Below are 11,405 nucleotides of genomic sequence, written 5' to 3' on the forward strand. Positions count from 1 at the left end.
ACCCGGGGTATCCCTCCCACGGCACCCCCACCACCGCGACCCCGGAGACCAACCCATGCCGCTAGCCCGTCGCGCGTTCCTCACAGCCGTCGCCACCGCAGCCGGTACCGTCGCTTGTTCTCACGCACCCGCACACTCGGACGGCACCCCGGCCAAGGAGGCACCCGTGACGGAGGCGGCAGCAGCGGCGGCAACGAGGGCGGCCCGGCGGCTCCTCCCCCACCACTGGCGGCAGCTGCGATTCGAGACGACGAACACCGACACCCGCACCAGCACATTCGGCATCTCCGGCGACACCGGCCGCATCACCATCACCGGCAACACCGCAGCCACCCAACTGACCGGCCTCCGCTGGTACTTGAAGCACATCACCCACGCCAACATCAGCTGGGCGGGCGAGCAGCTCGACCTCCCCGCGGACCTGCCCGGCCTCGCCGCCCCGGTCACCCGGACGGCCAACGTCCCGCACCGGTTCGCCCTGAACGACACGAACGACGGCTACACGGGCGCGTACAACGACTGGACGTACTGGGAGCGGGAGCTCGACGTGCTGGCGCTGCACGGCTACAACGAGGTGCTGGTGTACGCGGGCGCTGACGCGCTGTACCACCGGGTGTTCCGCGGGTTCGGGTACACGGACGAGGAGCTGCGGCAGTGGATCGCGGGGCCCGCCCACCAGCCGTGGTGGCTGATGCAGAATCTCGCCGCCTTCCCGGATCCCGTGTCGCGGCAGCTCCTGGACGCCCGCGCCGCGCTCGGGCGCCGAATCACCGACCGGGTACGGGAGTTGGGCATGACGCCCGTGTTCCCGGGCTACTTCGGCACGGTCCCGCCGGGCTTCGCCGACCGGAACAAAGGGGCGCGCACCGTCCCGCAGGGCACCTGGATGGGGCTCCGGCGCCCCGACTGGCTGGACCCTCGCACCGAGCACTTCGCGCGCGTCGCGGCGGCCTTCTATCGCGCCCAGGACGCGATGTTCGGCGGCCCTTCGACGCTCTACAAGATGGACCTGCTGCACGAGGGCGGCGACCCGGGTGACGTGCCGGTCGCCGACGCGGCGAAGGGCGTCGAGAAGGCGCTGCTCACCGCGCACCCGGACGCGATCTGGGTCATCCTCGGCTGGCAGCGCAACCCGCCGCGGGCGATCGTCGACGCCGTCGACAAGTCCCACATGCTCGTCATCGACGGCCTCTCCGACCGCTTCCCGAAGGTGAAGGACCGCGAGGCCGACTGGGGCGACACCCCGTACGCCTTCGGCTCCATCTGGAACTTCGGCGGGCATACGACCCTGGGCGCCAACACCCCCGACTGGGCAGCGCTGTTCAACAAGTGGCGCACCAAGCCGGGCAGCACCCTGCGCGGTGTCGCCCTGCTGCCAGAGGCGGCCGACAACAACCCCGCCGCCTTCGATCTCTTCTCCGAACTCGCCTGGGAGGAGGGGGAGTTGAACCTCGACGCGTGGTTCAGGGACTGGGCCCTCTCCCGCTACGGCGCCCGCGATCCGCATGCCGAGGCCGCCTGGGACATCCTGCGTCGGACCGCGTACGGCACGACACGCGCCGACTCGTGGAGCGAGGGCGCCGACGGGCTGTTCGGCGCCCGGCCCTCGCTCACGGCGAAGTCGGCCGCCAAGTGGTCCCCCAAGCAACTCCGTTACGACCCAGAGGAGTTCGAGCCCGCGCTCGGCGAACTGCTCCGGGTGCGCGCGAACCTCCGGAACTCCTCCGCGTACCGCTGCGATCTCCTCGACGTGGCCCGCCAGGCCGTCTCCAACCGCAGCCGAGTCCTCCTCCCCCGCATCAGACAGGCGTACGAGGCCGAGGACGCGCCCTGCTTCGACCGGATCACCGGCGACTGGCTCGCCCTGATGGACGTACTGGAGACCCTGCTGGCCACCGACTCCCGGCATCTGCTGGGGCGTTGGGTCGCCGACGCGCGGGCCTGGGGCGCGGACGCGGCGGAGCGGGACCGGCTGGCGTACGACAATCTGTCGCTGCTGACGGTGTGGGGCACCCGGCAGGGCGCGGACGCCGGACTGCGCGACTACGCCAACCGCGAGTGGGCGGGTCTGGTCGGCGGGCTCTACCGGCTGCGCTGGTCGACGTACTTCACCGAGCTGCGGGCCGCGATGGCGGAGGACCGGGCGCCGGAGGCCGTCGACTGGTTCGCCCTGGAGGAGCGCTGGACACGCCGGCCGGGGCATCTCGCCACCCGGCCCACCGGTGACACGTACGAAGCCGCCGTCCGCGTACGAGAAGTGCTGGTCACGACCCGCTAGCCGGTCCCGCACCGCCGCCCGGCCCCGCACTACGGTCTCGGATCCTCCGCAACACGCACCTCCTTGACGGGTATACGTCACTCCGAATCTCTGGTAGGAAACTTTCCTAACAGTACGGAAGAGCGACTCCCACCCCCACTGGAGGTCCCGTGCACACCCCCCACATACGCTCCTCGCGTCGAACGATTCTGGCGCTGATCGGAGCATCCCTGGTGGCAGGTCCCGTCATGGCCACCAAGTCCGCGAGCGCCGCGCCGGCCGGCCTCGACGACCCGGCGAAGAAGGAGATCGCCATGCAACTGGTCTCCAGCGCGGAGAACTCCTCGCTGGACTGGAGGGCGCAGTACCAGTACATCGAGGACATCGGCGACGGCCGCGGCTACACCGCCGGGATCATCGGTTTCTGCTCCGGTACGGGCGACATGCTCGACCTCGTCGAGCTGTACGCGCAGCGCAGGCCGGGCAACGTACTGGCCGGATATCTGCCGGCCCTGCGTCGCGTCGACGGCACCGACTCCCACGAGGGCCTCGACCCCGGATACCCGGACGCCTGGCGCCGGGCCGCCCAGGACGAGGCGTTCCGCCAGGCCCAGAACGACGAGCGTGACCGCGTCTATTTCAACCCCGCTGTCGGTCGGGGCAAGGCCGACGGCATCGGCACGCTCGGCCAGTTCGCGTACTACGACGCCATCGTGATGCACGGCGACGGCGGCGACAGCACGAGTTTCAGCAGCATCCGCAGGCGGGCCCTCGACCGGGCGAGGCCCCCGGCGCAGGGCGGCGACGAGGTGACGTACCTCAACGCCTTCCTCGACGCCCGGGTGTGGGCGATGAAGCAGGAGGAGGCCCACGAGGACACCAGCCGGGTCGACACCGCCCAGCGCGTCTTCCTCAGGAACCGGAACCTGAACCTGGATCCGCCCCTGGACTGGCAGGTCTACGGGGACAGCTACCACATCGGCTGAACACCCGACTCGATACCTGACTGAACATCCAAGGGCGCGGCACGCGTGACGTGCCGCGCCCTGCCCATCCGGACGGGTCAGTGGACCGAGGCCGGCTGCGGATCCATCGGTGCCGTCACCTCGTCGTCGGCCGCGCGTCCCCCGCCGAGGTGGTTGAAGACGAGGTTCAGGGCGACCGCCGCCACGCACCCCGTCGAGATCCCCGAGTCCAGGATGATCTTCGCGGTCTCCGGGAACGCGTGGTAGAACTCCGGCGCCGTGATCGGGATGATGCCGACGGCCAGCGAGACCGCCACGATCAGGACGTTGTTGTCCTTCTCCAGACCCGCCTTGACGAGGGTCTGGATACCGCTCGCGGCGACCGAGCCGAACAGCACCACGCCCGCGCCGCCGAGCACGGGACGGGGTACGACGGCGATGAGCGAGGCGGCCATCGGGCACAGGCCCATCAGGACGAGGAAGCCGCCGCCCGTGGCGACGACGTACCGGCTGCGGATCCTGGTCATGGCGACCAGGCCGATGTTCTGGGCGAAGGCGCTGCACATGAAGCCGTTGAAGAGCGGGCTGAGGGCGGAGCCGAGGGTGTCGGCGCGCAGGCCCGCCGCGATGGTCCTCTCGTCGGCGGGGCGCTCGACGATCTCGCCCAACGCCAGCATGTCCGCGGTCGATTCGGTCATCGAGACCACCATCACCACGCACATGGAGAGGATCGCGGCGAGCTGGAACTGCGGGGCGCCGAAGTGGAACGGCGTCGGGAAGCCGACGACGGCCGCGTCGGCCACCGGCCCGAAGTCGGTGGCGCCGAAGGGGATGGCGACGAGCGTGCCGACGACCAGGCCCAGCAGCACGGCGATCTGTTTGACGAAGCCGCGGGTGAAGCGGCGCAGGAGCAGGACGATGACGAGGGTCGCGCCCGCCAGGCCCAGGTTGGTGGTGGAACCGTAGTCGTCCGCCGCGGGGTTGGGGCCCTGAGCCCAACCGAAGGCGACCGGCATCAGGGATATGCCGATGAGCGTGATGACCGTGCCGGTGACGACGGGCGGGAAGAAGCGGACCGCCTTGCTGAAGAACGGGGCGGCGAAGAAGCCGAGTACGCCGGCGACGATGACCGCGCCGAAGATGACCGGCAGCGCGTCGCTCTTGTCGTCGGTGGAGTTGACGACGGCGATCATCGGGGCGACCCCGGCGAAGGTGACGCCGTTGACGAAGGGCAGCCGGGCGCCGATCTTCCAGATCCCGAGGGTCTGGAGGAAGGTGGCGAGGCCCGCGGTGAACAGGCAGGCGCCGGTGAGGAAGGTCAGTTCGGTAGGGGTCAGGCCCACGGCCGCGCCGACGATCAGGGGCGGGGCGACGACTCCCGCGTACATGGCGGCCACGTGCTGCAGACCGCTGGTCGCCATCTTCAGGGCGGGGAGTCGTTCGTCAACTGGGTGCTTGTGGGGGTCGGTCGGGGTTGCGTCCGTACTGCTGGACGTGGGCTGGGCGGCCACGGCGGCTCCTCCGGTCGGTTGCACGTCGGCGTTGACGTGGGTTTCAGGGAGGTGGGGCGCGGTCATGCGGGACCGGGACGATGCCCGTCACGGGGGCGTGGCGGGTAGACCGCTCCGGGGCGCGCGCACGTCCATGCGCGTGCCCCGGAGACGGCCGCCGTGGGCCCCGCTCGGGTCCACGGCCACCGGCGGAGGGCCGTCCCCCTCAGCCGGAGATCTTCAGGTGTCAGAAGGTGTCGGGATGTGTCAGGAGGTGTCAGGCCTGCGCGGCGATCCGCGCGAGGCGCTGGGCCTCGTCCCGCGTGGAGCGGGCGATGGCGTCCTCGTCGACGTGCAGCAGTCGGCTGTTCTCGACGATCTGCTCGCCGTTGACGAAGGAGGCGGTGACCGGCGCCGCGGCGCCGAAGACGAGAGCGGTGACCGGGTCGGCGATCGACGCGTGGGCCAGGGTGTCCAGCTTCCACAGCACGAGGTCGGCAAGCTTGCCGGCCTCAAGGGAGCCGATCTCCTGTGCCCTGCCCAGGACTTGGGCGCCGCCGTACGTGCCGAGCCGCAGCGCCTGCCGGGCGTTCAGCGCGGCCTCGCGATGGGCGCCGAGGCGGTTGATCAGCAGGGCGTTGCGCAGTTCGGTGTGGAGTTCCCCGGACTCGTTCGACGCGGTGCCGTCGACGCCGAGGCCGACCGGGACGCCGGCCGCCAGCATGTCGGGGACACGCGCGATCCCTGCCGCCAGACGGGCGTTGGAGGACGGGCAGTGGGCGACACCGGTCTTCGTACGGGCGAAGGCGGCGATGTCGGAGTCGTTCATGTGGACGCAGTGCGCCATCCAGACGTCCTCGCCGAGCCAGCCGGTGGACTCGAAGTAGTCGGTCGGGCCCATCCCGAACAGTTCCTTGCAGAACTGCTCCTCCTCGACCGTCTCCGAGCCGTGGGTGTGCAGGCGGACGCCGAGCCGGCGGGCCAACTCGGCGCCCTCACGCATGAGTTCGGTGGAGACGGAGAAGGGCGAGCAGGGCGCGACGGCGACCTGGGTCATCGCGTCGAAGGAGGCGTCGTGGTGCTCCCGTACCGTCTCCTCGGTCGCAGCGAGGGCGCCTTCGAGGGTCTCGACGGCGAAGTCCGGCGGCAGTCCGCCGTCCTTCTCGCTGCGGTCCATGGAGCCGCGGGCCAGCGTGAAGCGGACGCCCATCTCGCGGGCGGCGCCGATGATGGCGCCGGAGAGGTCGCCGGAGCCCTTCGGGAAGACGTAGTGGTGGTCCAGCGCGGTGGTCACACCGCCGCGGGCCATCATCGCGAGGGAACCCTGCGCGGCGGCGCGGACCATCGGCTCGTCGATGCGCGCCCAGGTCGGGTACAGGGCGACGAGCCAGTTGAAGAGGTTGTGGTCGGTGGCCAGGCCCCGGGTGATCCACTGGTAGAAGTGGTGGTGGGTGTTGACCAGACCCGGGGTCACGAGATGGCCGGTGGCGTCGATGCGGCGTACGACGTTCTCCAGGCCCTCGGGGGCCCGGCCCGCGCCGAGCGACTCGATGCGGTTGCCGGCAACGACGAGGTGACCGGTGGCGTACTCGGTGTCGTCGGCGTCGACGGTCGCGATCGAACAGTTCTCGATGACGATGCGCTGAGTTGCTGCCATGGTTCGTCCTATTCGCTGTGTGGAATGGGCACGGCAGGACCCTGGGATTTGAGTACCGCGGCCCGCACGAGGTGCGGACCACGGGTGCCGCAAAGGGAGTTGCTCAGAGGTTGGTGAGATCCACCGGGATCTTCGGCTCGCAGCCGTCCCGCAGGATCGTGGCCTCGATCAGGCCGTACGGGCGGTCGGCGGCGAAGTACACCTCGTTGTCGTTCTTCAGCCCGAACGGCTCCAGGTCCACAAGGAAATGGTGCTTGTTGGGGAGCGAGAAGCGGACCTCGTCGATCTCGCCGCGGTTCTCGATGATCCGCGAACCCATCTGGTACAGCGTCTGCTGGAGCGACAGCGAGTACGTCTCGGCGAAGGCCTGGAGCATGTGCTTCCTCACCTGCTCGTAGGACTTCTCCCAGTTGGGCGCCTTCTGCTCGTCGTCGGTCCAGTTGAAGCGCCAGCGCGCGGAGACCTGGGTGGCGAGGATGCGGTCGTACGCCTCGGGGAGCGTCGTGTACTTGTCCTTGACGTAGCCCCAGAACTCGGAGTTGGTCGAGTTCATCACGACGAGGTCCTTGAGGCCGGAAACGACCTCCCAGGACTCACCGTCGTACGTGATCTGCGTGACGCGGGTCTCCTGGCCCTGGCGGACGAAGGAGTGCTTGACCTCGTCGGCGCCGATGAACTTGGAGTTGGCGTCCGAGGTCGCGATGCGCTCCCAGGCGTACTCCTCGATGCGGATGCGCGCCGTCTTGATCGGCTCCTGGCTGGTCACGAAGTGCCGGGCGAGGTGGATGCCGAACTGCTCGGCGGACTCGATGCCGTGCTCCTTGGCGAAGGCGTACACCGTGTTCTTGGTGGTGTCCGTCGGCAGCACGTTGGCGTTGGAACCGGAGAGGTGGACCTCGTCCATGTCGCCGCTCAGCGCGACGGAGACGTTCAGGTCCTTGATGTGGTGGGTGGCGCCGTCCCGCGTGATCTTGACGACTCGGTTCTCGGCCTTGCCGTACTGGTTCTGTCCCAGCATGACGGGGCGGGCAGGGCGGGAATTGACAGTCATTTAGCTAGCTCCCTCGGTAAACGGAGTAGCCGAACGGGTTGAGCAGCAGCGGTACGTGGAAGTGCTCGCCCGGCACGACGGCGAACGTGATCGCCACCTCCGGGAAGAACGCTCCTACGCTGCCGCTGTCCCGGTTCGCGGGGGCGTCCTGCTGCACATCGGCTTGCTTCTTCTCGGCGTTGTTCTCGGCGTTGTTCTCGGCGTTGTTCTCGAAATACGCCTCGACCGCGAAGTCGAGCCGTACGTGTGTGGTGCCCTCCGGCAGCGCCGGCAGGTCCTTGCACCGGCCGTCCGCGTCGGTCGCGGAGCCGCCGAGTGCCTGCCAGTCCGCATCACGGCCGCTGCGGGCCGCGAGGCCGACGGCGACACCCTCGGCGGGGCGGCCGACGCTGGTGTCCAGGATGTGCGTGGACACGGAAGCGGTGGTCTCGGTGCTCATGCGGGTGCGTCCTCTTCGACGAGTCGGGCGAGCCGGATGCGGTTGATCTTTCCCAGTTCGGTGCGCACGATCTCGCGCTCCTGCCCGGGTGCGTTGCCGATCCGTTCCCTGACCGCGTCGCGCATCTGCTCGCCGGTGCGGCCGGTCGCGCAGATCAGGAAGACATGGCCGAACTTCTCCTGGTAGGCCAGGTTCAGTTCGAGCATCTCCGCCTTCAGTTCCTCGGAGGCGCCGGCCATGCCGCGCTGTTCGCGCGAAGAGGTCGGGTCACCGGGCTTCGGGCGTCCGATCGGCGGGTGACCCGCCATCGCCTCGTCGAGGTCCGCGTCGATCAGGCCGGCCGTGGCGGCGTCGCTCTCCGCGAAGAGTTCGTCGGTGGTGGTGTACGGGCGGCGGGTGAGCAGCCGGTTCGCCCAGGCCGCCGAGGCGCAGGCCTCGTGGAGGGCGGCGTAGGCGGCGTGCTCCTCCAGTGCGTTGAAACGGGCGAGGCCGCCGGATGTCGTACTCGAAGTCACGGGAAGCCTCCGTGGCCTTGTGCTGGACGGGCTGCGGATTAGCTAACGCCCTCGGAAACAACACGTCAACACTTTGTTGAAAAATCCGGGTAACAAATACCGGGAAGCGGAAACCGCCGCCCGCATGCCGGACGGCGGCGGCTCGCGGGCACCCGCGAGCCGGTCACCCGGAGCCGCGTCACGCCAGGTCAGAGGCCTGACGGCGGCCCATCACCGATGCTCAGGCGTCCTTCTCGCGGTTCAGGTAGTTGTAGACGGTGAACCGGCTGACGCCGAGCGCGCCCGCGACGGTCTCCACGCCGTGCCGCACGGAGAAGGCGCCGCGCGCCTCGAGTATCCGTACGACCTCCTGTTTGGCCTTGCGGTCCAGCTCGGACAGGGGCTTGCCGCGCTTGCGTTCCAGGGCGGCCAGGATGTGGTCCAGCGAGTCGGCGAGCTGGGGCAGGCGTACGGCGACGACGTCGGCGCCCTCCCAGGAGAGCACGACGTCGTCGGGTCCGGCCTGGCCGGGCGGGAGCATCTCGCCACCCATGGCGTCGACCAGCGGCTTCACGGCCGTGACGAAGGGGTCGTCCCCGATACCGGTCACTCGCCCTCCTCCCCGATCACGTTGACCTGGAGCGAGACCCGGGTGGCGCCGGCCTCCAGGGCCTGGCGCAGCAGCGCGTCGACCGCGGTGAGCACCGAGTCCGCGCCGCCCTCCGCGGTGTTGCCGAACGGGCCGACGTCCACGGCATCCAGTTCGGCCGCCTCGATGACCTCGCGGGCGACCAGCGCGTGTCGCGGTGCCTCGTCGAGATCGAAGGGCTCGGTCGTGAACTCCACTCTCAATCGCACTGTGCCCCCATGGCATCGGCTCCGACCTGGTCGTTCCCCCGGCCCACGTGACGCGGGGACTGTCGGGCGCGCAAGCGACCCTAGCCGACCCGCACGCCCCCCGTGAGGAACACCCGATCGAACGGCGGCGGTGCCACTCGGGCGAATCCGTCCGGGACCCCCCGCGCCGCGGCGGCTTTTCCGGGCAACCCCTCTTGACAAGGTTCCCCGACGCGGGCAGCCTTTCCATCAAGCAGAAACTGACTTCCGCAATACGGAACTACTCGACACGGAAGGGAGCGCCGACCCACATGCCCGGTTTCTCGATGGATGCAGCCGCTGAGCAGCGCTTCAACGTCAACCTGTCGATCCTCTTCACGGAGCTCCCGCTTCTGGAGCGCCCCGCGGCCGCCGCCGCGGCGGGCTTCACCGCGGTCGAGCTGTGGTGGCCCTGGGTCGACTCCCCCACCCCCGAGCGCGCCGAGCTCGACGCCCTGAAGAAGGCGATCGAGGACGCGGGCGTACAGCTCACGGGCCTGAACTTCTACGCCGGGCAGCTGCCGGGCCCGGACCGGGGAGCGCTGTCGATCCCCGGCGAGGAGTCCGAGCGGTTCCGCGCGAACATCGATGTGGCCGCGGACTTCGCGCAGTCGCTGGGCTGCGGGGCGCTCAACGCGCTGTACGGCAACCGCGTCGAGGGCGTGGACCCGGCCGTGCAGGACGAACTCGCCCTGGAGAACCTGGTGTTGGCGGCCCGCGCGGCCGACCGCATCGGCGCGGTCCTGCTGATCGAGACCCTCAACAAGCCCGAGTCGCCGCTCTATCCGCTGGTGTCCGCCCCGGCCGGGATCGCGGTCGTCGACAAGGTCAACGAGGCGACCGGGCTCGGCAACGCCAAGTTCCTGATGGACCTCTACCACCTGTCCATGAACGGCGAGGACCTGCCGTCGGTGATCGACCGGTACGCGGCGAGGACCGGCCACGTCCAGATCGCCGACAACCCGGGCCGCGGCGCCCCGGGCACCGGCTCGCTTCCCCTGGAAGAGCTGCTCGGCCGGCTCCGCAAGCAGGGTTACGAGGGCTGGGTCGGCCTGGAGTACAAGCCGGGCGACCGCCCCAGCGCCGAGGCCTTCGAGTGGCTGCCCACCGAGGCCCGCGCGGCGCGCTGAGCGCCAACTCATCGACGTACGAAAGTTTCCAGAGAGGCACCCTCATGAGCAGCACACTCCCCAAGGTCGCCTGGGTCGGCCTCGGCATCATGGGCTCCCCCATGTCCGAGAACCTGATCAAGGCCGGTTACGACGTCACCGGGTTCACCCTGGAGCAGGACAAGCTGGACCGGCTGACCGCCGCCGGCGGCACCGCGGCCGGCTCGATCGCCGAGGCCGTTCGGGACGCCGACGTGGTGGTCACGATGGTGCCCGCCTCCCCGCAGGTCGAGGCCATCGCGTACGGGCCCGACGGCATCCTGGAGAACGCGAGGTCCGGCGCGCTCCTGATCGACATGTCCTCCATCACCCCGCAGACCTCCGTGGACCTGGCGAAGGCGGCCAAGGACAAGGACATACGGGTCCTGGACGCGCCGGTGTCCGGCGGTGAGGCCGGGGCGGTCGAGGCCGTGCTGTCCATCATGGTCGGCGGCGAGCAGGCCGACTTCGACCAGGCCGAGCCGATCTTCGAGGCGCTCGGCAAGACCATCGTGCTGTGCGGTCCGCACGGCTCCGGCCAGACCGTGAAGGCCGCGAACCAGCTCATCGTCGCCGTGAACATCCAGGCGTGCGCCGAGGCCGTGGTCTTCCTGGAGAAGTCGGGCGTCGACCTGAAGGCGGCCCTCGACGTCCTGAACGGCGGTCTCGCCGGCTCGACCGTCCTGACGCGCAAGAAGGACAACTTCCTGAACCGCGACTTCAAGCCGGGCTTCCGTATCGACCTGCACCACAAGGACATGGGCATCGTCACGGACGCCGCCCGCAACGTCGGTGCCGCGCTGCCCGTCGGTGCCGTGGTCGCCCAGCTCGTCGCCTCGCTGCGGACCCAGGGCGACGGCGGCCTCGACCACTCCGCCCTGCTGCGCGCGGTCGAGCGCCTCTCCGGCGCGCAGATCTGACGGTCCGCCCCCTAGATCTCCGGGCGGCGCCGCCGCTGACACCTGTCCTGTCGCGCCCAAGCGGTGGCGCCGCCCGGAACCCATCACCCCACCCCTCCCCCTCCGTCC

At 69.9% G+C, this 11,405-nt stretch carries 11 protein-coding genes; 4 read left to right on the plus strand and 7 right to left on the minus strand.

Annotation, left to right across the window (positions count from 1 at the left end; genetic code table 11):
- The first annotated feature begins 55 nt into the window (after positions 1–55).
- Both AOK17_RS25400 and AOK17_RS25405 read left to right on the plus strand, forming a co-directional pair.
- Positions 56–2,278, plus strand: a complete 2,223-nt coding sequence (locus AOK17_RS25400; RefSeq protein ID WP_055614875.1) for an alpha-N-acetylglucosaminidase — start codon at positions 56–58, stop codon at positions 2,276–2,278.
- Between the two features lie 149 nt (positions 2,279–2,427).
- Complete coding sequence (locus AOK17_RS25405; protein WP_055614876.1) at positions 2,428–3,243, plus strand: chitosanase; 816 nt, start codon at positions 2,428–2,430, stop codon at positions 3,241–3,243.
- A 77-nt stretch (positions 3,244–3,320) separates the two neighbouring features.
- Here AOK17_RS25405 and AOK17_RS25410 read toward each other — a convergent pair whose 3' ends face one another.
- The 7 genes from AOK17_RS25410 to AOK17_RS25440 form a co-directional block, all read right to left on the minus strand.
- Positions 3,321–4,643 (minus strand): nucleobase:cation symporter-2 family protein, encoded by a 1,323-nt coding sequence (locus tag AOK17_RS25410; protein WP_055614884.1) that lies wholly within the window; start codon positions 4,641–4,643, stop codon positions 3,321–3,323.
- A gap of 346 nt (positions 4,644–4,989) precedes the next feature.
- Positions 4,990–6,369, minus strand: a complete 1,380-nt coding sequence (locus AOK17_RS25415; RefSeq protein ID WP_055614877.1) for an 8-oxoguanine deaminase — start codon at positions 6,367–6,369, stop codon at positions 4,990–4,992.
- A 103-nt stretch (positions 6,370–6,472) separates the two neighbouring features.
- Positions 6,473–7,420, minus strand: coding sequence for a factor-independent urate hydroxylase (gene pucL / locus AOK17_RS25420; RefSeq protein ID WP_055614878.1), 948 nt, complete (start codon positions 7,418–7,420; stop codon positions 6,473–6,475).
- A gap of 4 nt (positions 7,421–7,424) precedes the next feature.
- On the minus strand, positions 7,425–7,859 hold the full coding sequence (gene uraH / locus AOK17_RS25425) for a hydroxyisourate hydrolase (RefSeq protein WP_055614879.1): 435 nt from the start codon (positions 7,857–7,859) through the stop codon (positions 7,425–7,427).
- On the minus strand, positions 7,856–8,374 hold the full coding sequence (gene uraD, locus AOK17_RS25430) for a 2-oxo-4-hydroxy-4-carboxy-5-ureidoimidazoline decarboxylase (RefSeq protein WP_055614880.1): 519 nt from the start codon (positions 8,372–8,374) through the stop codon (positions 7,856–7,858). Before uraD ends, uraH begins: the two co-directional genes overlap by 4 nt.
- A gap of 220 nt (positions 8,375–8,594) precedes the next feature.
- The gene (locus AOK17_RS25435) at positions 8,595–8,963 is read right to left on the minus strand and encodes a helix-turn-helix domain-containing protein (RefSeq protein ID WP_055614881.1); all 369 of its coding nucleotides are present in this window, start codon (positions 8,961–8,963) and stop codon (positions 8,595–8,597) included.
- Positions 8,960–9,211 (minus strand): YkoF family thiamine-binding protein, encoded by a 252-nt coding sequence (locus AOK17_RS25440; RefSeq protein WP_055614882.1) that lies wholly within the window; start codon positions 9,209–9,211, stop codon positions 8,960–8,962. The genes AOK17_RS25435 and AOK17_RS25440 overlap by 4 nt, the downstream gene beginning before the upstream one ends.
- Before the next feature lie 290 nt (positions 9,212–9,501).
- On the opposite strand from AOK17_RS25440, the gene AOK17_RS25445 reads away from it, so the two are divergent.
- Both AOK17_RS25445 and AOK17_RS25450 read left to right on the plus strand, forming a co-directional pair.
- The gene (locus tag AOK17_RS25445) at positions 9,502–10,359 is read left to right on the plus strand and encodes a TIM barrel protein (protein ID WP_055614883.1); all 858 of its coding nucleotides are present in this window, start codon (positions 9,502–9,504) and stop codon (positions 10,357–10,359) included.
- A 44-nt stretch (positions 10,360–10,403) separates the two neighbouring features.
- Complete coding sequence (locus AOK17_RS25450; protein WP_055614885.1) at positions 10,404–11,297, plus strand: 2-hydroxy-3-oxopropionate reductase; 894 nt, start codon at positions 10,404–10,406, stop codon at positions 11,295–11,297.
- Positions 11,298–11,405: the final 108 nt, after the last annotated feature.

The sequence above is a fragment of the Streptomyces phaeochromogenes genome (assembly GCF_001418655.1).
GTDB classification, from domain to species: Bacteria; Actinomycetota; Actinomycetes; order Streptomycetales; family Streptomycetaceae; genus Streptomyces; species Streptomyces phaeochromogenes.